This window comes from Rhodococcus sp. 852002-51564_SCH6189132-a, assembly GCF_001665495.1.
GTDB lineage: Bacteria > Actinomycetota > Actinomycetes > Mycobacteriales > Mycobacteriaceae > Rhodococcus > Rhodococcus pyridinivorans.
Map to the genome: position 1 here is coordinate 36,074 of NZ_LZMJ01000081.1, position 20,843 is coordinate 56,916.

The following is a 20,843-nucleotide window of genomic DNA, read 5'->3' on the forward strand; positions in this document are numbered from 1 at the left end:
GTTCACACCCTTTCGGTGACGCCGAGACGTTCGGCGGATTGGCGCAGGGCCCGCACCGTCAACTCCGATGCGAGGTGACGCTTGTAGGCGGCGGTGCCGCGCTGATCGGTCTCGGGATCGCATGCCGACGCGGCCGCCGCTCCCGCCTCGCGGAAGAGTTCCTCCGAGGCCGGCGAGCCGCGCAACAGCTCGGACACCCTCGACAGCGCCGCCTCGTCGGCGCGCACCGCCGTCAGCCCGACACGCGCGTCGGTGATGCGTCCGTCGTCCGACATCCACAGCGCGGCGCCCGCGGCGGCCACCGCCCAGTCGCCGGTGCGACGCTCGACCTTCTCGTACGCACTGGCCCCGGTGCCCTTCCTCGGCAGCCGCACCTCGACGAGCAGTTCGTTCGGGGCGACCGCCGTCTCGTAGGGGCCGAGATGGAAGTCGTGGAAATCGAGCTCGCGCACCCCGCCCGGTCCGCGTACGACACAGGTCGCGCCGAGCACTGCACACACGGTGGACAGATCCTCGGCAGGATCTGCCTGACACAACGACCCACCGAGCGTTCCACGATTGCGGACGACAGGATCGGCGATCACGCGCTCGGCATCGCGGAAGATCGGGAAGATCTCGGCGAGTTCGTCGGATTCGAGAAGCCGACGGTGCCGGACCAGGGCACCGAGGCGCACGGACCCGGGTTCGAACACGATGTGATCGAGTTCGTCCGCGAGATCGTTGATGTCGATCAAGTACTCCGGATTCGCGAGCCGAAGTTTCATCATCGGCAGCAGACTGTGCCCGCCGGCGACGACCCGGGCCCCCTCTCCGTGCCGGTCGAGCAACTCGACGGCGTGATCCACTCCGGTGGCACGCTCGTACTCGAATGGGCCAGGAACCTGCATGAAGAACTCCCGCCATCAGGTGGCGCGGACCGGTTTCCCCCACCAGCCGCCCACGATTCCCCCTTGGTGCGCTCATAGTAGACCCGACTCGAGATCGATGCGACGAAACGGGCGAATCGGAATCGAATCGTTCCCTTGCGGTCGACGGTGTGTGCCGTAACGCCGCCGTCGTCCGGAGTCCTCGGCGGCGCGAGCGGATAGCGTGGAAGGAGCCGACCGGCGGACCCCACGGGAGCACCACACAGATCCATGGACGTGATCAACGAATTCATCATCGGCCAGGCCGCAGCCCTGTGGGTCTACCCGTTGCTCTTCGCCGTGTGCATCCTCGACGGCTTCTTCCCACCGGTGCCCAGCGAGACCGTCCTGGTGACCCTGTCGTCCCTCTCCGGCTCGACCGGGCGTCCTTACCTGTGGATCGTCATCGTGCTCGCGGCGCTCGGCGCGATCATCGGTGACAACATCGCGTACGCGATCGGACGGAAGGTCGGTACCGAACGGTTCCGGTGGATGCGCCGCCCGAAGGCACGAGCCGCTTTCGCGTGGGCGCGGCGCGGACTCGACAAGCGCGGCGCCGCAGTGATCCTCACGGCGCGATACATCCCGATCGGCCGGATCGCTGTGAACATGACGGCCGGAGCGACCCGCTACCCGCGGCAGAAGTTCGTGCCGCTCACGATCCTCGGTGGCACGACCTGGGCGCTGTACTCGGCGTTCGTGGGGCGCCTCGTCGGCGGTTGGTTCGAATCGCAGCCGCTGTTCGGCGCCGCGGTCGCCATCTGCGTCGCGGTGGTCCTGGGTGTCGGAATCGACCATCTCATCCAACGGTTCAAGACCGGTCGAGTGGACGTTCCGCGGGGCGAATCGAGCCCCGGCGACGAACGGGGCAGCACGCTCGAGCGCTGACCCCGGCGGGTACGAGGGTGTGTGCGGCGACCTCGGGGAGCACCCGCTAAGATTCTGGCCGCGCCTCCGTAGCTCAGCTGGATAGAGCAAGAGCCTTCTAATCTCTAGGTCGCAGGTTCGAGTCCTGCCGGGGGCACCTCGACCGCCGGCGGACCACCCGTCGCGGGGCCGCACATCATACCGGTGAACTGGGCATTTCGCCCGGTAGACAGGCCGTTCGGATCGTGTGTTTCTCATCCCACCTTGCCGCAGGGTTAACACATGCTAAGGGCCACGTCCTATAGTTCTCGTCGTAAATCCCGTGTTACAGAATCCTCACAGAGTCAGGTAGGTGGGCGTGTCGACATCGGACCGCATCGAAGAGATCTACGAGCAGGTCAAGGCCCGCAACGCAGGTGAACCCGAATTCCACCAGGCTGCGGCCGAAGTGTTCGAGTCTCTGCATGTCGTGCTCGAGCGGCACCCCGGATACTTCGAATCCGGTCTGATCGAGCGCCTGTGCGAGCCGGAGCGGCAGATCATCTTCCGCGTGCCGTGGATCGATGATCAGGGTAACGTCCACGTCAACCGTGGCTTCCGCGTGCAGTACAGCAGCGTTCTCGGCCCCTATAAGGGCGGGCTGCGCTTCCACCCGAGCGTCAACCTCGGCATCGTCAAGTTCCTCGGCTTCGAGCAGATCTTCAAGAACGCCCTCACCGGCCTGCCCATCGGCGGCGGCAAGGGCGGCTCGGACTTCGACCCCAAGGGTCGCTCCGAGCAGGAGATCATGCGCTTCTGCCAGTCGTTCATGACCGAGCTGCACCGCCACATCGGTGAGTACACCGACGTCCCGGCCGGTGACATCGGCGTCGGCGGCCGCGAGATCGGGTACCTGTTCGGCCAGTACAAGCGCCTCACCAACTCCTACGAGTCCGGCGTCCTTACCGGCAAGGGCCTGACCTGGGGTGGTTCGCAGGTGCGCAAGGAAGCCACCGGTTACGGCGCGGCCTACTTCGTCAACGAGATGGCCAAGACCGCCGGCACCTCGCTCGACGGCCGCACCGCCGTCGTCTCGGGTTCGGGCAACGTCGCGATCTACGCCATCGAGAAGATCCACCAGCTCGGCGGCACCGCGATCGCGTGCTCCGACTCCTCCGGCTACATCGTCGACCGCAAGGGCCTCGACGTCGCTCTCCTCAAGGAGATCAAGGAGGTCCGCCGCGGACGCATCTCCGAGTACGTCGACGAGCGCGGCGACGCCGAGTTCTTCCCCGGCGGCAACATCTGGAACGTGCCGTGCGACGTCGCACTGCCGTGCGCCACGCAGAACGAACTCGACGAGGACTCGGCGAAGACCCTCGTCAACAACGGCGTGAAGATCGTCGCCGAGGGCGCCAACATGCCCACCACCCCGGGCGGCATCAGTGTCTTCCGTGACGCCGGAGTCGCCTTCGCGCCCGGCAAGGCCGCCAACGCCGGTGGTGTGGCGACCTCGGCGCTGGAGATGCAGCAGAACGCCTCGCGCGACTCGTGGCACTTCGACTACACCGACGAGCGTCTCGCCGGGATCATGGCCGACATCCACGGCCGCTGCGTCGAGACCGCCGCCGAGTACGGCAAGCCGGGCGACTACATCCACGGCGCCAACATCGCCGGCTTCGTGAAGGTCGCCGACGCCATGTTCGCACTGGGCGTCATCTGACGCTGTGTTCGCACCGGGCGTCATCTGACGACCGATTCTTCATGCGAAGTGCGGGTACCGACGAGTTCGGTACCTGCACTTCGCGTTTCGGGTGAAGGGTCGTCCCGCCGGAGAGTGCGGGGACGGCGACTCTAGCGGACGATCTCGCGGCGGTCGTCAGGGAGCCGGCGTGTGCGACCCGCCTTGTCGAGCCGGTCGAGCAACGGCAGGACCACCCGCCGTGTCGTTCCCAGGCGTTCGCGCGCGGCACTGGTCGTGAAGGGCTGGTCCAATTCGCCCAGCAGCTCCACGGCCGTGTCGGCGGCGTCGGGGAGCAGGACGATGCCCGGGCCCGCCCGCCACAACCGCCCGCTGCGTTCGGCCGCGCCGAGTGCCCGGTCGTCGAGGTCGAGCTCGCGTAGGCGATCGGCGGTCGGGGCCGCGAACGGGGCGGCCGACAGGTCGCGGCGCACCTGCTCGACGGCTTTGCGGATCTTCGGCGGTAGACCGTCGGCGCCGGGAGCGATCACCCGCCCCCCGACCACTTCGAGCGGAGGTCGCACCAGCGCCCGGACGAGGTCCGGTGTGGGAAGACGCAGCTGCGATGCCAGCACCGTCAACGGCGCCGCCGGATCCAGTGGATGGGTGCGGGCATGGGCCTGCACGAGTGTGGGCAGCCGGTCGGCGACGGTCTTCGCGAGACCGGGTGCGACGAGCCACGGCCCGACCGTCAGGTGCTCTCCCCGTGCGAGTGGGATGCCCAACTGTCGCAACCGTTGCCGGTGCAGGAGTCCGCGGCGGGCGAGTTCGTCGGCCAGGTGCGGCGTCCCGTCGGCCCCTGCCAGTTGCAGCGCGCGGCGTGCCGCCGCGCCGCGACGCCGGAATCGGGGTGGATCGGGGTCGAGAACGTCGGCTCGCCAGATCATCCGGCGGCCCGGGTCGCGCAGCAACGCGCGGTCGCCGATCCGCAGGGGCAGCGGGCGGTCGAGGGTGAGCCGGACGAGATCGTCTGCCAGCGGACGGCACCGGACACCGACGTCCGCGGCTCCGATGTGCAGCACCGGAGCGACGGGCGGCCGGTCGTCGCCGCTGATCCGAACGTCGACGACGGTGGTGTGGTGCCACGCGCCGGGCGTGACGAGCACACTGCCCCGTCCCAGATCGTCGACCCGGCCGGTGAGATTGAGGGCGACCCTGGCCACGCCGCTCACCGCGCTCCGGTCGCGACCGAGTGCCTGCACGCTGCGGACCCGCAGCGGCGTGTCCCCCAGCACGAGGGTGTCCCCCACGCGCACCGTGCCCGCGGGAAGGGTTCCGGTGACGACGGTTCCGGATCCACGCACGGTGAACCGGCGGTCCACCCAGAGCCGGACGTCGGCCTGCGGATCAGGGTCCGGAAGCGAGGCGACCATCGTCGTCAGTGCGCTCCGGAGGTCGTCGAGGCCCATCCCGGTGCGCCCGCTCACGGCGACGACGGGCGCCCCCGCCAGACTCGTGCGGGCGACCTCCGCCGCGGCCCGCGCGGCCGCGGGTCCCGGATCGGCGAGATCGGCCCGGGTAACGGCGACGACCGCGTGGCGCACGCGGAGCGCGTCGAGTGCTGCGAGGTGTTCGGCCGCCTGCGGCATCCACGGATCGTCGGCGGCCACCACGAACAGCGCGGCCGGGACCGATCCCACTCCGGAGAGCATCGTCGTCAGGAATCGCTCGTGCCCGGGGACGTCGACGAAGGCGACCTCCCCCACCTCTGGCCAGGACGTCCAGCAGTAGCCGAGCTCGATGGTCAGTCCTCGTCGCCGTTCCTCGGCGAGCCGATCCGGGTTCGCACCGGTGAGCGCCTCGACCAGCGTCGACTTGCCGTGATCGACGTGACCGGCGGTCGCGACGACCTGCATCAGGATCCTTCGCGAGCGGCCACGCGCGTCACGGCGTCGATCAGCTCGCCGTCCTCGGCGGGGTCGACCGCGAGCAGGTCGAGCAGCAACCGGCCGCGTTCGACGCGGCCGACGACGGGGTGCTCACCGAGCCGCAACGGGAGTGCGAGATGTTCGGGCAGGGCGATCGCGACGCTCGGCAGGACGACGTCCGGGGCGCCACCGCCCCCGACGACGCCGTCGGAGTCGACCACCTCGGGTTGGCACTCCGAGGGCAGCGCCACGCAGATCGCCTGTGCGCGGGCGCGGAGATCTTCCGGGCGGGAGGCCAGCGCCGACGCCACGGGTGGCATCGGTCCCGTCAGGGTCGCTTCGAGAGCGGCCAGGGTGAGCTTGTCGACGCGCAGCGCCCGCGCGAACGGGTCGCGCCGCAGGCGTTCCACGAGTTCGGCCCGTCCGAGCAGCAGGCCGGCCTGCGGACCGCCGAGGAGCTTGTCGCCCGAGGCGGTCACCAGGTCGGCGCCGGCACGCAGCGCGGTGGTGGCGTCGGGTTCGTTCGACAGCCGCGGATGCGGCGCGAGCAAACCCGATCCGATGTCGACCACGACGGGCGGTCCGAGTCCGGAGAGTTCCCGGACCGACACCGACGACGTGAAGCCGCTGACGGTGAAGTTCGAGGGATGCACCTTGAGGACGAAGGCGGTGTCGTCGTCGACGGCCGCGGCGTAGTCGCTCAGGCGCACGCGGTTGGTGGTGCCGACCTCACGCAGCGTCGCGCCCACGGATTCCAGCAGTTCCGGGATCCGGAAGCCGTCACCGATCTCGACCAGTTCGCCCCGTGCGATCACGATCGAGCGACCACCGCGTGTGAGCACCCGGGTGACCAGGGCGAGAGCCGCGGCACCGTTGTTGACGACGTGGATGCCGCCGGCGTCGGGTACCTGTTCGGCGAGTGCTTCGAGGGCGCCGCGTCCTCGCCGTCCGCGCCGACCGGTGGCCAGGTCGAGTTCGACGTCGGTGGCGCCCGCCGCGGTGGACACCGCCTCGACCGCCGCTCGGGACAGCGGGGCGCGACCGAGATTGGTGTGCACCACCACGCCGGTCGCGTTGACGACGCGGCGCAGGGTGGTCGCCTGCTGCGGCAGCGACGCGACCGCGACGTCGGCGACGGCATCGGGCCCGATCTCGCCGTCGCGGCACCGTTGCTGGGCCGCGACGACGGTCTGCTTGACCAGTCGGGCGCCGAGCCGGTCGACGGCCTCGCGCAGGCGCGGATCGGCCAGGACCTGGTCGGTGCGGGGAACGTCCCGCCTCGGATCCGGCACGCGCTCCTCATCCCACGGTCGACGAAAACTTTTGGCGGAGGCGGACGGGAATCGAACCCGCCCAGCCCAGATACTGGGCCACAACGGTTTTGAAGACCGCGACCGTCACCAGACGAGAACCACCTCCGCGCTCACCCTAACCGAAGTCGGGCCCTCGGTTACGACTCGCCCGTATGTTTGGGTTCATGACCGCACACGTCGACTTTCCCGAGGGCGCCATCCGACTCACCCAGTACGCCGCCGGCGGCGGGTGCGCATGCAAGGTTCCGCCGGGTGAACTCGAGCGGGTGCTCGGCGGTCTGCAGGGTGGACGGGCCTCCGGCGAACTGTTGGTGGGTGTGGAGAACGGCGACGACGGAGCCGCGGTCCGGATCGATCCGGCGCCCGACGGGAGCGGCCGGGCCGTCATCGTGACGGCCGACTTCTTCACCCCGGTCGTCGACGACGCCTACGACTGGGGACGGATCGCCGCCACCAACGCCATGTCCGACGTCTACGCGATGGGTGGCACGCCGATCATCGCGGTCAACCTCCTGGGCTGGCCGCGCGAGCTCATCCCGTTCGAACTCGCCGCCGAAGTCATGCGCGGCGGCGCCGACGCGTGCGCCGAGGCGGGTGCCCATCTCGCCGGCGGGCACAGCATCGACGACCGGGAGCCGAAGTACGGACTGGCGGTCACCGGTCTGGGCGATCCGGATCGCCTGCTGCGCAACGACGCTGCCACGCCCGGCCTGCCGCTGACTCTCACCAAGCCGCTCGGTCTCGGCATCCTGAACAACCGTCACAAGGCCACCGGCGAGCGTTTCGAGGAAGCGGTCGCGGTGATGACGACACTCAACCGCGAGGCGGCACAACTTGCGCACGAGGCCGGTGTCCGCGCCGCCACCGACGTCACCGGTTTCGGTCTGCTCGGCCATCTGATGAAGATGATGCGGGCCAGCGGCACGACCGCCGTGATCGACTCCGCGGCCGTGCCGTACGTCGCGGGAGCGCGCGAGTCGCTCGCGGAGGGATTCGTGCCCGGCGGGAGCCGTCGCAATCTCGATTGGGTCCGCGAGCAGGTCGACTCCGAGGTGGACGACGACGAACTACTCCTGCTCGCCGACGCTCAGACGTCCGGCGGTCTCCTGGTCGTCGGGGAGCTCCCCGGCCATCCGGTCATCGGGGAGGTGGTCCCCGCGGGCGAACACGCGATCCGGGTGCGCTGACCCCGACGACCGACGGACATGCCGACACACCTGCACGGGATCCGGATTAACCGGCACGAAGCGCGGGTAGACGGTAGCTTCGGAACGAGAGCGCAGGAAAGGAGCACCGATGGCGGAGAAAGACACGTCCCTCCCCTGGCCCGTCCTGCGCCAGTTCCTCGGTAAGGACCTGCTCGGACGCGGCAAGGCCGCACGGTCCCGTCGTACCGAGGAGATCGAACCGCGCACCTCCACCGCCGATCGTGTCGCCCGCAGCGTGTGCCCCTACTGCGCTGTCGGATGCGGACAGAAGATCTTCGTCAAGGACGAAAAGGTCGTCCAGATCGAAGGCGATTCCGACAGCCCCGTGAACCGCGGGCGCCTGTGCCCCAAGGGCTCGGCGAGCAAGAACCTCGTCACCAGCGAGCTGCGCGAGACCCGGGTCCGCTACCGCCGGCCCTACGGCACCGAATGGGAAGACCTCGATCTCGACACGGCCATGGAGATGGTCGTCGACCGCGTACTGAAGACCCGCCGCGAGACCTGGCAGGAATTCGACGACAAGGGCCACCGTGTCCGGCGCACGATGGGTATCGCCAGCCTCGGCGGTGCCACGCTGGACAACGAGGAGAACTACCTCATCAAGAAGCTGTTCACAGCGATGGGGGCGGTCCAGATCGAGAACCAGGCCCGCATATGACACTCCGCCACCGTCCCCGGTCTGGGGACCAGCTTCGGGCGCGGCGGCGCCACCGGCTACACAGCCGACCTGGCCAACGCTGACTGCATCATCATCCAGGGTTCCAACATGGCCGAGGCCCACCCGGTGGGCTTCCAGTGGGTCGTGGAGGCCCAGAAACGCGGTGCCCGCGTCATCCACATCGACCCGCGCTTCACCCGTACCAGCGCGGTGGCGGACAAGCACGTCCCGATCCGGGTCGGCAGCGACATCGCCTTCCTCGGCGGCATCGCCAACTACATCCTGAGCAACGAGCTGGACTTCCGCGAGTACGTCGTCAACTACACGAACGCCGCGGTGCTCGTCAGCGACAAGTTCGAGGACACCGACGATCTCGACGGGCTCTTCTCGGGCTTCGACCCCGAGAAGCGGACCTATGATCCGACGAGCTGGCAGTACGACGTGGAGGACGAATCCGGCGACCTGCACAAGTCGCAGGCCAACGGCTCCGACGAGCACGCCGAGCATCGAGACACGGCCGCGGGCCTGCAGAACGAGTCGCACGGCATGCAGACGGCGAGCCACCCGAGGCGCGACGAGACCCTACAGCACCCGCGGTGCGTCTACCAGGTGCTCAAGCGGCACTTCGCCCGCTACACCCCCGAGGTGGTCGAGCAGGTGTGCGGCGTCTCGCAGGAGGACTTCCTCGACGTCTGCCGCGCGTGGACCGAGAACTCCGGTCGGGAGCGGACGACGGCGCTCGTCTACAGCGTGGGCTGGACCCAGCACAGTGTCGGTGTGCAGTACATCCGCACCGGCGCGATCCTGCAGCTGCTGCTCGGCAACATGGGCCGCCCCGGCGGAGGCATCATGGCGCTGCGCGGTCATGCCAGCATCCAGGGCTCGACCGACATCCCGACGTTGTTCAACCTGTTGCCCGGCTACCTGCCGATGCCCGACGCGAACAAGCACCACTCGTTCACGGACTGGGTCGACAGCGTGCGCAACCCGGGCAGCAAGGGTTTCTGGTCGAAGGCCGACGCCTACGCCGTGAACCTGCTCAAGGCGTACTGGGGCGACGCGGCGAACGCCGACAACGACTACTGCTTCGACTACATGCCGAAGATCACCGGCGACCACGGCACCTACCGTTCGGTGCTCGACATGATCGACGGAAAGGTCAAGGGCTACTTCCTCCTCGGCCAGAATCCGGCCGTCGGCTCCGCCCACGGGCGCGCCCAGCGGCTCGGGATGGCGAACCTCGACTGGCTCGTGGTGCGCGACCTGTTCGAGATCGAGAGTGCCAACTTCTGGAAGGACTCCCCGGAGGTCGAGACCGGCGAGATCGTGACCGAGGAGTGCGCCACCGAGGTGTTCCTCTTCCCGGCTGCGTCCTACGCCGAGAAGGAAGGCACCTTCACGCAGACCCAGCGGATGCTGCAGTGGCGGGAGAAGGCCGTCGAGCCGCCGGAGGACTGCCGCTCGGAACTGTGGTTCTTCTACCACCTCGGCCGCATGATGCGGGAGCGTCTGGCCGAGTCCACCGACGAGCGCGACCGCCCGCTGCTCGACCTGGCGTGGGACTACCCCGTGCACGGCGAGCACGACGAGCCGAGTGCCGAGGCGGTGCTCATGGAGATCAACGGTTACGACGTCGCGACCCACCGGCCGCTGTCGTCGTTCACCGAGATGAAGAACGACGGTTCCACGCTCGGTGGCTGCTGGATCTACACCGGGGTCTATGCCGACGGCGTCAACCAGGCCAACCGTCGCAAGTCCCGGCACGAGCAGTCGTTCGTGGCTCCCGAGTGGGGCTGGGCGTGGCCGATGAACCGCCGCATTCTCTACAACCGGGCCTCCGCCGATCCCGAGGGCCGGCCGTGGAGCGAACGCAAGGCCTACGTGTGGTGGGACGACGACGCGCAGCAGTGGACGGGCGCGGATGTCCCGGACTTCGAGAAGACGAAGCCGCCGAGCTACCGCTCCCCCGACGGCGCCGACGGTGTCGAGGCGATCGAGGGAATCGATCCGTTCATCATGCAGGGCGACGGCAAGGGGGCCCTCTACGTACCCCAGGGGCTCATCGACGGCCCGATGCCGACGCACTACGAACCGGTGGAGTCGCCGTTCCGCAATCCGCTCTACGCGCAGCAGGCCAACCCGACGCGCATGGAGTACCGGCGTGACGACAACCCGATGAACCCGTCACCGCCGGAGGAACACAGCGACGTGTTCCCCTTCGTGTTCACGACGAGCCGTCTCACCGAACACCACACCGCCGGCGGGATGAGCCGCTATCTCGAACATCTCGCCGAACTGCAACCGGAGATGTTCGTGGAGGTCTCCCCTGCCCTGGCGGCCGAGCGCGGACTCGAGCACATGGGCTGGTGCCACGTGATCACCGCCCGTTCGGCGGTCGAGGGCCGGGTACTGGTGACCGAGCGGTTGCGCCCGCTGAAGGTGGAGGGCCGTATCGTGCACCAGATCTGGATGCCCTACCACTGGGGTGGCGGCGGCATGGTGACCGGCGACTCGACCAACGATCTGATCGGAATCACGCTGGACCCCAACGTACTCATCCAGGAGAGCAAGGTCGGCACGTGCGACGTCCGGGCCGGACGTCGTCCGTCCGGAGCGGCATTGCGGGAGTACGTCGAGGGATATGCACGGCGGGCCGGGGTAACCGATGACGTGTACCCACCCATCGTGACGGTCCCGGACGGCGATACGGCCTCGGACGATCCACGTGACCCGGAGGAGGACGAGTGACCGGTCCCAACAGCTTCTTCGGACCGATCGATCCGGCACCCGATGCCGGGTACGAGGATCCGCCTGCTCGCAAGGGCTTCTTCACCGACACCAGTGTGTGCATCGGGTGTAAGGCCTGCGAGGTGGCCTGCAAGGAGTGGAACGACGTCCCCGAGAACGCCTTTGCGATGCTCGGCACGTCGTACGACAACAGTCATTCGCTCAACGCCAACCAGTGGCGGCACGTCGCCTTCATCGAGCGCCCTGCGGAATCCAAGCCCGCGGTCTCGCTGGGAATGCCGACCGTCGGGGCGACCCCGACGGAGCTCCCGGAGGAGGAGAAGCCGGACTTCCGCTGGTTGATGTCCTCGGACGTGTGCAAGCACTGCACCCACGCGGCGTGCCTCGACGTGTGCCCGACCGGCTCGCTGTTCCGCAGCGAGTTCGGCACGGTGGTCGTGCAGGACGACATCTGCAACGGTTGCGGATACTGCGTGGCCGCCTGCCCGTACGGTGTCATCGACCGCCGCAAGGGCCCGGAGGGCGACCCGAAGGTCGGTATCGCCCAGAAGTGCACCCTCTGCTACGACCGGCTCACCGACGGCCAGACACCGTCCTGCGCGCAGGCGTGCCCCACGGAGTCGATCCAGTACGGCGACGTAGAAGAGTTGCGCGCCCGCGCCGAGGAAAGACTGGCAACCCTGCACGAGCGCGGTGTGAGCGAGGCGCGGCTCTACGGCAACGATCCCGAGGACGGGGTCGGCGGGACCGGCGCCTTCTTCCTGCTCCTCGACGAACCGGAGGTCTACGGCCTTCCGCCGGATCCGGTGGTGACGACCAAGGACCTGCCGGAGATGTGGACGCGCGCCGCCGTCGCGGCCGTCGCGATGCTGGCGGGCGCCGCCGCGTCGTTCCTGAGGAGGCGCGGATGACCCAGGTGCAGCACGGCGGCAGCCCGGGCAACCCCCGCCGGTCCGGTGGCGGTCGCGGCGGCGACCCGGTGATGGTGCCGGAGGCCGACTTCGAGTCCTATTACGGGCGCCAGATCGTGAAACCGGCTCCGTGGGAACACGACATCGCGATCTACCTGTTCACCGGGGGCGTGGCCGCGGGCAGTTCGCTGCTCGCCGCGGGCGCCGATCTCACGGGGCGGCCCGCCCTGCGCCGGGTGGCCCGATTCGGTTCGCTCACAGCGCTGCTCGTCAGTGTCGGTGCTCTGGTCCACGATCTCGGCAAACCCAGTCGCTTCCTCAACATGCTGCGGGTCGCGAAACCGACCTCACCGATGTCGGTCGGGACGTGGATCCTGTCGTTGCACGGTCCGTTCGCGGGTCTCGCATCGGTCGCCGAGATCGCCGAGATGCTCCCCGCCCGGTGGAAGCGCGGGCCGGTACGCCTGCTGCTCGCCCTCGGCCGACCCGCCGGGATCGTCGGCGCGCTGACAGCACCACCGGTCGCCGCGTACACCGGAGTCCTGTTGTCCGACACCGCAACTCCGGCCTGGCACTCCGCCTACAAGGAGATCCCCTTCGTGTTCTGCGGGTCGGCCGCTGCCGCGTCGGGCGGTCTCGGACTGCTGGGTACGCCGGTCGCCGAGGCGGGGCCGGCGCGCGCCTTCGCGGTCGGCGGTGCGCTCGTCGAACTCGCGACCGAGCAGCAGATGGAGAAGTCGATGGGCCTGTCGGCCGAGACGCTCCACCACGGCCGTCCCGGGCGACTGATGAAGGCCAGCAAGGCGTTGACGGTGGCCGGTGCGCTCGGCGCACTCGTCGGTCGCCGCAATCGGGTGGTGTCGGCGGTGTCCGGCGCCGCACTCATGGTCGGTTCGCTGTGCACACGACTCGGCGTCTACGAAGCCGGCATCGCGTCGGCGAAGGATCCCAAGTACACCGTCGTTCCCCAGCGTGAACGAGTCGATCGCGGGGAACCCGTTCGTTACCGCAGCTGAGATCCGGCTCGCGGGCAGGACGAAGGAGAACGCATGGACTCCGGCAAGCCTACGCGCGAACCACACGGCGACGCCGCGACGGCTCAGCCTCCGGGCAGCTTCCGCTGGCTCCTCGTGGCCGGGGGTCTGTTGCTGCAGTTCTCGATCGGCGCGGTCTACGCGTGGTCGGTCTTCGGCGGAGCCCTCGAGAGCGCCGACTCCTGGCAACTGAGCACGGTCCGGGCCTCACTGCCGTTCACCGTGACCATCGGCATGATCTTCATCGGCACCTATCTCGGTGGCCGACTGCAGGATCTGAAAGGTCCCCGAGTCGTCGCGTTGATCGGCGGCATCATCTATGCGCTCGGCATCCTGCTCGCCTCGTTCACCGACGGAGCCGAGGACTACTGGCTGCTCATCCTCGGGTACGGCATCATCAGCGGTTTCGGGCTGGGCTTCGCGTACATCGTCCCGATCGCCATGCTGCAGAAGTGGTTCCCCGACAAGACCGGTCTCATCACCGGACTCGCTGTGGGCGGTTTCGGGTTCGGCGCGGTGCTCACCTCGCCGGTCGCGCAGTGGCTCATCGACCGGAATCCGGACGATCCCACGAGTGCGTTCCTGCCGTTGGGTATCGCCTACCTCGTGATGTCGCTGGCCGGTGCGGCCCTCTTCCGCAATCCGCCCGAGGGGTACACCGTGCCGGGCTTCGAACCCACCGGCAGCGACGGCAGCGGGAGCGACCGCGGCAAGGAGTACACCCAGGGCGAGGCCTTGCGCACGCCCCAGTGGTACCTCCTGACCGCCATCCTCACCCTGTGCGTGACCGCCGGCATCTCCCTGATCTCGCAGGCGAAGCCGAGCGCATCCGACATCGCCGGTTTCAGCGCCTCCGGCGCGGCGGCGCTCGTGGGTGCGCTCGCGATCTTCAACGGCGCAGGCCGGATCGTCTGGGCGGCGATCTCCGACCGTATCGGCCGGATGAAGACCTTCACCGCACTGCTCGTGCTGCAGGGCGTGTGCCTGATCGTGCTGCCGCACGCCAGTGGCGTGGTGCTGTTCTCGATCCTGGCCGCGATCATCTACCTCTGCTACGGCGGCGCTTTCGGCACCATGCCCGCCACCGCAGGCGACTTCTTCGGCGTGCGCAACGCCGGAGCCATCTACGGCCTGATGCTCATCGGATGGAGCATCGGCGGCATCATCGGGCCGATCATCGCGTCGACCCTGCTCGGCGAGGACAAGGCGTACACCCTCGCCTACACCACCATCGGCATCATCGCGCTGGTGTCCGTCGCGCTCACGGTGATCACGAAGGTGCCCGCGGCACGCCGGGAATCGGTCCCGGCCCGGTCCTGAGCCGGAGCGTCGTCCCGCACGGTCACGCTCCGGGCGCCCCGTGGGCATGCAACCACGAGACGACCTGCGTGCGGGAGTGCACGCCGAGCGTGTCGAGGATCCGTTCCAGGGCACCGTTCGCCGCGTCGACTGCAGAGCCGAGGCGCCCGAGATGGAAATGGGCGAGCCCCGAGAGCCACAGCGCAGAGGCCTTGTTCCACCGCTCGCCGTGCTGGCCCGCCATCTCGACGACACGAGCACACGCCTTCAGGGCGTCGTCGCGTCGTCCGTCGTAGGTCTGCGCCATCGCCAGCTGGAACAGGCAGGTCAGCTGGGCGGCGTGGTGGCCGTGCGCACGATGCACCCGGGCCGCACGGAGGTAGAGGCCGATCGCCTCGGCCGTCGCCCCGCAGAACAGTGCGTGCAGAGCGCTCCAGTGCGCGACGAGGTGGCCGGGTCCGTCACCCCGCACCACCTCGAGCGTCCCCGCGCGGTAGGAACTCGATCCGCCCTTCCGATCCGCTACTCCGCGGGAGGGGCCGAGCGACGATCCGACGTCGCCGGCCCTTCTCCGCGTTCCTCGTCGTCGCGCGCGGCGCGGGCGGCCTCGCGCATCTCGATCGCGTCGGTGATCAACTCACCGATCTCGCGGGTGACGTCGCGGACCGCTCCGGTGATGATCCCCGCGATCGCGCCGACGTGGGTGGCCGCCGACTCGGTGACCTCCTGGATCGTGTCCTTGTTACGCTCGAATCTTCCCACCATGTTCGACCCCCTCGATCGTGTCGTCCGCGAGGGTACCCGCATCGTCGAGCGGGCGATCGGTGGAGCGGTGACGTTCGATGATCACCCGCGACTCGGGTTCGGGCGCGAACCAGCCGGGAGGGAGAGCAAGCGTGAAGATCTTCTTCCACACCGACGTCACCTGGGCGGTGAAGCCACCGGTGTTGTACGGAAGTCCGTGCTTCTCGCACAGTTCCCTGACCTTCGGCGCGAGCTCCGGATAGCGGTGCGCCGGCAGGTCGGGGAACAGGTGGTGCTCGATCTGGTGCGACAGGTTGCCCGACATGATGTGGAACAACGGCGACCCGGTGATGTTCGCGCTGCCCAGCATCTGCCGGACGTACCACTCACCACGGGTCTCCTCGGCGGTCTCCTCCTCCGTGAAGGACTGCACGCCGGACGGGAAGTGGCCGCAGAAGATGATCGAGTACGCCCACACGTTGCGCACCAGATTGGCGGTCGCGTTGCCGAGCAGCGTCGGGAAGAACATCGGTCCGCTCAGCAGCGGGAAGGCGATGTAGTCCTTGATCACCTGACGGCGCGCCTTGCGCCACCAGCCTTTCGCGATCGGGATCACGTCGCGCCACGAGCGTTTCCCGGCGAAGATCCGGTCGACCTCCGCGTCGTGCATCATCACGCCCCACTCGAACAGCAGCATGAGGGCGGTCGCGTAGACCGGGTTGCCGAGATAGTAGGGATGCCACTTCTGGGCCGGGTCCATGCGCAGGATCCCGTATCCTATGTCGCGGTCCTGGCCGAGGATGTTGGTGTAGGTGTGGTGCACGTAGTTGTGCGAGTGCCGCCACTGGTCCGACGGGCACACCGTGTCCCATTCGAAGACACGGGAATTCAGCGACGGCTCGCGCATCCAGTCGTATTGACCGTGCATGACGTTGTGCCCGATCTCCATGTTGTCGAGGATCTTCGACACGCTCAGCGCCGCGACACCGGCGACCCATGCGGGCGGGAGGAATCCGACGAAGAGCAGACCGCGACCGGCGATCTCGAATCCGCGCTGCGCCCTGATGATCCGGTAGAGATACTCACGGTCCTCGTCACCGAGGGATGCGAGCGTCTGCTCCCGCAGTGCGTCGAGTTCGCGGCCGATCTCCTCGACACTGTCGTGGTCGAGGACGAGCGGTTCGTTCTCGACCGAAGAGCTGCGGTCGGACAGGAAGGGCAGGAAGGGAACGGTGGGTAGGGACAATCCGAACATGATGTCCTCCAATGATTTCGGTGGTGTCGCCGGACGGCCGGTTCAGAGTTCGACGGCGACGTCGCCGACCGGGGCGCTGACACAGATCTGGATGCGGCGGCCCGGTTCCGAATCGACGTCGCCGGTACGCACGTCGCGCGTGCACCCCGACAGCCGGACGGCGGTGCAGCTGTGGCAGATGCCCATGCGGCATCCGTGTTCGGGCGTGAGACCGGCCGCTTCGGCCTGTTCGAGCAGCGTCGACCCGGTGTTCTGGGCAACCACGCCGGATTCGGCGAAGGAGATCTCGCCGCCGGCATCGTCCGTCGACACGACCGGTGGTGCGAGGACGAATTCCTCGGTGTTCACCATCGTCTCGGCTCCCTGTTCGGCGTAGACCGCGCGGATGCCCGCGACCATCTCCGCCGGACCACACACGAAGGTGGGCGTGCCGGCGTACCAGGGTGCGACGGCCGCGAGGTGGCTGCGGTCGAACCGACCCTGCAGCAGCCCGTCGTCGGAGCGGGTGTGCGCGTGGACGATCTCGATGTTGGGTCGGTCGGCAAGAGCGTCGAGTTCGGCGCGGCGCGGAACATGCCCGGGGGTGCGGGTGTAGTAGAGCAGCACCGCGCACCCGTCGTACCCCTCGGCGACGAGACCGGACAGCATCGACAGCACGGGAGTCAGCCCGGAGCCCGCGGCGACGAACAGCAGACGTCGGGGGCGTGGGCTCGGCAGCACGAACTCGCCTGCGGGAGAACCGAGTTCGATGACGTCTCCGACCTGCGCTCGGTCGTGGAGGTGGCGTGAGACGGTACCCTCGGGATGCCTGCCGATGGTGAACCGCAGGTCGGGCCGGCGCTTCGACTCCGCTTCGACGAGCGTCGGCGAGTAGCAGCGCGTATGCCGCACACCGTCGACACGCACCGACACGGTCACGTACTGCCCGGGTAGGGGTCGGCACGGCTGCGCGGGGCGCACCGTGATCGTGAGCGAGTCGGTGGCACTTCGGTCCACATCTGTAATCCGGGCATAGTTCGCCGACGTGACGAGAAGCGGGTCGGCGAGTTCCAGGTAGCGGTCCGGGTGATGCGGGTAGGACAGCACTCCGAGTGCCTCTACCAGCAATTTTCGCAACGAACCCGAGCGCCGGACGGGCGTCGGACGGGCGCGCACGATCATGTCTGTCCGCCTTTCGGTAGACCTCTGCGTGCTCAGTGAACGAATGTGCACTGAAATCAGTGTGACAGCCGGACACACCCGCCTGTCAACCCCGATGTGACTGCTGACACAGATGTACGGACACCGCTGGGAACGTCATGCCTAGACTCAGGGGGTGTCCACCGCTTCCGCACCTCCGCCGACCACACGCGCCGAACGCAAGGAACGCACACGTCAGGCGCTTCTCGACGCCGCCCTCGACCTGTCCGCCGACCGGGGACTCGGCGGGCTGAGTCTGAGGGAGGTGGCCCGTCACGCGGGCATCGTGCCCACCGCGTTCTACCGGCACTTCTCGTCCATGGACGAGCTCGGCGTCACCCTTGCGGCGGACACGATGCGGGTACTTCGGCGCCTGCTGCGCGACGCGCGTCGCACGCCCGGTCCGGCAGGTGCGCGGCAATCGCTCGACGTGCTGGTCCAACAGGTACGGGCACACAAGGCGGCTTTCCGGTTCCTGGCACGCGAACGCCACGGCGGCGTTCCCGAGGTCGCCGCCGCGATCTCCGTCGAACTGCGCCTGCTGACCAGCGAGCTCGCCGCCGACCTGGGCCGCTCCCCGGGCCTCGAGGACTGGGAGTTCGACGATCTCGAGATGGCCGCCGATCTGCTGGTCACCGCGATGCTCGATTTCGTCCTCGACCTGCTCGCCGTCGAACGTCCCGGCAGTGCGCAGGAATCGGAGGTGGTCACGCGCGCGGAGAAACAGATGCGTCTGATCCTGCTGGGCGCGGCGGCGTGGCGGCCGCGACGGACGTCGAACGACCGGTGACGGGTCGGCTCGACGCCGGTTCGTCGAGGTGGCCAGGAAATCCTGTCGCAGACACTCCTCTTCCGTAACGTGGTTCCCATGGCATCGACCGAACCCGCCACCTACGACGACCTGACCTTCGACGTGCGCGTGGCGGGTCCGAGGGACGGCCCACCCGTCGTGCTCCTGCACGGCTTCCCCGAGACATCACGCAGCTGGACGCCGGTGGCGCGCCTGCTCGTCGAGCGCGGTTTCCGCGTGATCGCCCCCGACCAGCGCGGGTACTCCCCCGGTGCCCGGCCGAACGGCGTCGAGCACTACGCGGTGCCGGCGCTCGCCGGTGATGTCCTCGGCCTGCTCGACGAGTTCGGGCTCGATCGCGTCCACCTCGTCGGACACGACTGGGGCGCCGCTGTGGCGTGGTACTTCGCCGCCCACAATCCCGATCGCGTCTCGGCGTTGACCGCGGTCTCGGTCCCCCACCTCGCCGCCTACGGCTGGGCGTTGCGGGAGGACGCCGACCAGCGCGAACGCTCCTCCTACATCGGTCTCTTCCGCGAGGAAGGCAAGGCGGAGACCCTGCTCCTCGCCGATGACGCGCGGCGCCTGCGGGCGATGTTCACCTCCGCAGTCGACCACGACTCGGTCGACCACTACGTCTCCGCCCTGTCCGCGCCGGGCGCTCTCACCGCCGCCCTGAACTGGTATCGCGCCATGACGCGGGATCTCGATTCGACTCCCCCGGTCCGCGTCCCGACGACCTACATCTGGAGCACCGCCGACATCGCGATCGGCCGCGCCGGCGCCGAACGCTGCGGCGAATTCGTCGACGCCGAGTACGACTTCGTGGTCCTGCCCGACGTCTCGCACTGGATTCCGGAGGAAGCGCCGGCCGAGATCGCGAACGCAATCTCGCGGCGACGGAACGGCTGAGAGTCCACCGACCGTGGCTTCCGGCCGCTGCAGCTTCGGTCAGCCCACCACCGGGGCGAGCAGCACCTCGAGTTCGGCGACGACCGCATCGAGCGGAGCCGGACTGCGTTGCGCCGGGGCCGCGACCAGCGCGCCCTCCAGGGCGGCGATGACCAGGCTCGCCAACGACCGGCACGCTCTGCACCGACGCCGGCGGCCGTCAGCGACCGCTCGATCCGGGTGGTTGCCCGGTCCGTCGTCTCTTCGACGAGTTGCGCCTTACCGCCGGGAAAGTGGTGGTAGATCGAGCCGCGCGGCGCCCCGCTGTTCTCGAGCACGTCCCGGAACGACGTGGCCGCGACACTTCGTTCGCTCATCAGCGCGATCGCGCCGGCGATCATCGCCGCGCGCGGTCCGTCCCGCCGTTCTGCAGCGATCACCCGTTCCTCCGGCAGTGGTGGTGGTCCCCCATACTCTGTGTATGTTGTCGTACGGATCCGATCCTGCGCGACACCATCTTCCGAGGAGACCCTGCCATGACCGACGTCTCGGTGACCACTCACGTCTTCGACGCTGCCGTCGACCTGTTCGAGGTCCGGGACGATCGCACCGAAGGGCACACGCACCCCGCCTACGCGAACATGGTCGGCCCGTTCGGCGGTATCACGGCCGCGACTCTCCTCCGCGCGGTCGAACGACACCCGGACGTCCTCGGCATGCCGCTGTCCCTGACGATCAACTACGCCGGCCCCATCGCCGACGGACCGTTCGACATCGCGGTGCGCCCGGTGCGCACGAACCGGACCACCCAGCACTGGTCGATCGAACTGTCGCAGGGCGGCGAGGTCGCCACCACCGCAACGGCCGTCTTCGGTCTCCGTCGCCCCACCTGGTCGTCGACCGAACTGCAGGCGCCGGCCGCCCCGGCACCCGACTCGCTCGAGCCAACACCGCTGCCCGACTTCATCGCGTGGGCACGCAACTACGAGATGCGGTACACCGCAGGAGTCGTTCCCGAGGAGGGCAGCGCGGAGGTCGCCGACTCTACGTCGACGCTGTGGGTCCGCGACGTCCCGTCGCGCCCGCTCGACTTCGCCTCGCTCACCGCGATGTGCGACATCTTCTACCCCCGGGCATTCCTGCGTCTGGGTCGGGTGCTGCCGGCCGGCACGGTCTCGATGACCGTCTACTTCCACGCGGACCCGGAGACCGTTGCCGCGCAATCCGACAGCCCCGTGCTCGCGACCGCACGTGCGAATCGGTTCGAACAGGGCTTCTTCGACCAGAGCGCACAACTGTGGGGTCGCGACGGCGTTCTGCTCGCGACCTCGCACCAGATCGTCTACTTCAAGGCATGAGCGGGACGCTCGGTATTCGATCGACCCGACCGGTCGGCATTCGGCGCCCGCTCCGGTCACCGGCACACCTGTAGCCTCGGAAACATCCACCCACC

At 68.6% G+C, this 20,843-nt stretch carries 17 protein-coding genes, 2 tRNA genes and 1 pseudogene; 11 read left to right on the top strand and 9 right to left on the bottom strand.

The genetic code is table 11. From position 1 onward, the window contains the following. Positions 1 to 2 precede the first annotated feature (2 nt). Complete coding sequence (locus A5767_RS20115; protein WP_024100552.1) at positions 3 to 887, bottom strand: FAD binding domain-containing protein; 885 nt, start codon at positions 885 to 887, stop codon at positions 3 to 5. Between the two features lie 249 nt (positions 888 to 1,136). Here A5767_RS20115 and A5767_RS20120 point away from each other — a divergent pair, with 249 nt between their 5' ends. The 3 genes from A5767_RS20120 to gdhA all read left to right on the top strand — a co-directional run bounded on the left by A5767_RS20120 (position 1,137) and on the right by gdhA (position 3,474). Next, entirely contained in the window at positions 1,137 to 1,793 is a 657-nt protein-coding gene (locus tag A5767_RS20120) for a DedA family protein (RefSeq protein ID WP_064853003.1), read from the top strand. 62 nt (positions 1,794 to 1,855) lie between these two features. Continuing rightward, positions 1,856 to 1,929, top strand: a tRNA-Arg gene (locus tag A5767_RS20125). A 201-nt stretch (positions 1,930 to 2,130) separates the two neighbouring features. Then, positions 2,131 to 3,474 carry an NADP-specific glutamate dehydrogenase gene (gdhA, locus tag A5767_RS20130; RefSeq protein WP_064853010.1) on the top strand — a complete coding sequence of 448 codons (1,344 nt, stop codon included), beginning with the start codon at positions 2,131 to 2,133 and terminating at the stop codon, positions 3,472 to 3,474. A 131-nt stretch (positions 3,475 to 3,605) separates the two neighbouring features. On the opposite strand, the gene selB is transcribed toward gdhA, so the two are convergent. From selB to A5767_RS20145, 3 genes are all read right to left on the bottom strand, one after another. Beyond that, entirely contained in the window at positions 3,606 to 5,348 is a 1,743-nt protein-coding gene (selB, locus tag A5767_RS20135) for a selenocysteine-specific translation elongation factor (protein ID WP_064853004.1), read from the bottom strand. Beyond that, positions 5,348 to 6,652, bottom strand: a complete 1,305-nt coding sequence (gene selA / locus A5767_RS20140; protein ID WP_064060701.1) for an L-seryl-tRNA(Sec) selenium transferase — start codon at positions 6,650 to 6,652, stop codon at positions 5,348 to 5,350. The genes selB and selA overlap by 1 nt, the downstream gene beginning before the upstream one ends. A 32-nt stretch (positions 6,653 to 6,684) precedes the next feature. Next, a tRNA-Sec gene (locus tag A5767_RS20145) sits at positions 6,685 to 6,779 on the bottom strand. Positions 6,780 to 6,837: 58 nt separating this feature from the next. On the opposite strand from A5767_RS20145, the gene selD reads away from it, so the two are divergent. The 5 genes from selD (at position 6,838) to A5767_RS20175 (ending at position 14,552) form a co-directional block, all read left to right on the top strand. Next, a complete protein-coding gene (selD, locus tag A5767_RS20150) occupies positions 6,838 to 7,860 on the top strand; it encodes a selenide, water dikinase SelD (RefSeq protein ID WP_024100547.1) in 1,023 nt (340 codons plus the stop codon). Between the two features lie 109 nt (positions 7,861 to 7,969). Beyond that, positions 7,970 to 11,287, top strand: a complete 3,318-nt coding sequence (fdh, locus tag A5767_RS20160; RefSeq protein ID WP_231913239.1) for a formate dehydrogenase — start codon at positions 7,970 to 7,972, stop codon at positions 11,285 to 11,287. After that, the gene (locus A5767_RS20165) at positions 11,284 to 12,198 is read left to right on the top strand and encodes a 4Fe-4S dicluster domain-containing protein (protein WP_019289017.1); all 915 of its coding nucleotides are present in this window, start codon (positions 11,284 to 11,286) and stop codon (positions 12,196 to 12,198) included. The genes fdh and A5767_RS20165 overlap by 4 nt, the downstream gene beginning before the upstream one ends. Further along, positions 12,195 to 13,214, top strand: a complete 1,020-nt coding sequence (nrfD, locus tag A5767_RS20170) for an NrfD/PsrC family molybdoenzyme membrane anchor subunit (RefSeq protein ID WP_033096442.1) — start codon at positions 12,195 to 12,197, stop codon at positions 13,212 to 13,214. The genes A5767_RS20165 and nrfD overlap by 4 nt, the downstream gene beginning before the upstream one ends. Before the next feature lie 33 nt (positions 13,215 to 13,247). Continuing rightward, positions 13,248 to 14,552, top strand: a complete 1,305-nt coding sequence (locus tag A5767_RS20175; RefSeq protein WP_019289015.1) for an L-lactate MFS transporter — start codon at positions 13,248 to 13,250, stop codon at positions 14,550 to 14,552. 22 nt (positions 14,553 to 14,574) lie between these two features. Here A5767_RS20175 and A5767_RS20180 read toward each other — a convergent pair whose 3' ends face one another. The 4 genes from A5767_RS20180 to A5767_RS20195 are packed head-to-tail and all read right to left on the bottom strand — an operon-like array spanning position 14,575 to position 17,691. Beyond that, entirely contained in the window at positions 14,575 to 15,003 is a 429-nt protein-coding gene (locus A5767_RS20180; RefSeq protein WP_197483281.1) for a hypothetical protein, read from the bottom strand. A gap of 50 nt (positions 15,004 to 15,053) precedes the next feature. Continuing rightward, positions 15,054 to 15,296, bottom strand: coding sequence for a hypothetical protein (locus tag A5767_RS20185; RefSeq protein WP_006554382.1), 243 nt, complete (start codon positions 15,294 to 15,296; stop codon positions 15,054 to 15,056). Then, positions 15,274 to 16,530, bottom strand: a complete 1,257-nt coding sequence (locus A5767_RS20190) for a fatty acid desaturase family protein (protein WP_006554381.1) — start codon at positions 16,528 to 16,530, stop codon at positions 15,274 to 15,276. The genes A5767_RS20185 and A5767_RS20190 overlap by 23 nt, the downstream gene beginning before the upstream one ends. 42 nt (positions 16,531 to 16,572) lie before the next feature. Beyond that, complete coding sequence (locus A5767_RS20195; protein ID WP_006554380.1) at positions 16,573 to 17,691, bottom strand: ferredoxin reductase; 1,119 nt, start codon at positions 17,689 to 17,691, stop codon at positions 16,573 to 16,575. A gap of 154 nt (positions 17,692 to 17,845) precedes the next feature. Between A5767_RS20195 and A5767_RS20200 the strand changes: the two genes are divergently transcribed. Next, entirely contained in the window at positions 17,846 to 18,499 is a 654-nt protein-coding gene (locus A5767_RS20200; protein WP_006554379.1) for a TetR family transcriptional regulator, read from the top strand. Between the two features lie 78 nt (positions 18,500 to 18,577). Continuing rightward, positions 18,578 to 19,411, top strand: coding sequence for an alpha/beta fold hydrolase (locus A5767_RS20205; RefSeq protein ID WP_024100537.1), 834 nt, complete (start codon positions 18,578 to 18,580; stop codon positions 19,409 to 19,411). 39 nt (positions 19,412 to 19,450) lie between these two features. On the opposite strand, the pseudogene A5767_RS24220 reads toward A5767_RS20205, so the two are convergent. Then, positions 19,451 to 19,791, bottom strand: a pseudogene (locus A5767_RS24220) (TetR/AcrR family transcriptional regulator). A gap of 135 nt (positions 19,792 to 19,926) precedes the next feature. On the opposite strand from A5767_RS24220, the gene A5767_RS20215 reads away from it, so the two are divergent. Then, on the top strand, positions 19,927 to 20,748 hold the full coding sequence (locus A5767_RS20215) for an acyl-CoA thioesterase (protein WP_019289008.1): 822 nt from the start codon (positions 19,927 to 19,929) through the stop codon (positions 20,746 to 20,748). Positions 20,749 to 20,843: the final 95 nt, after the last annotated feature.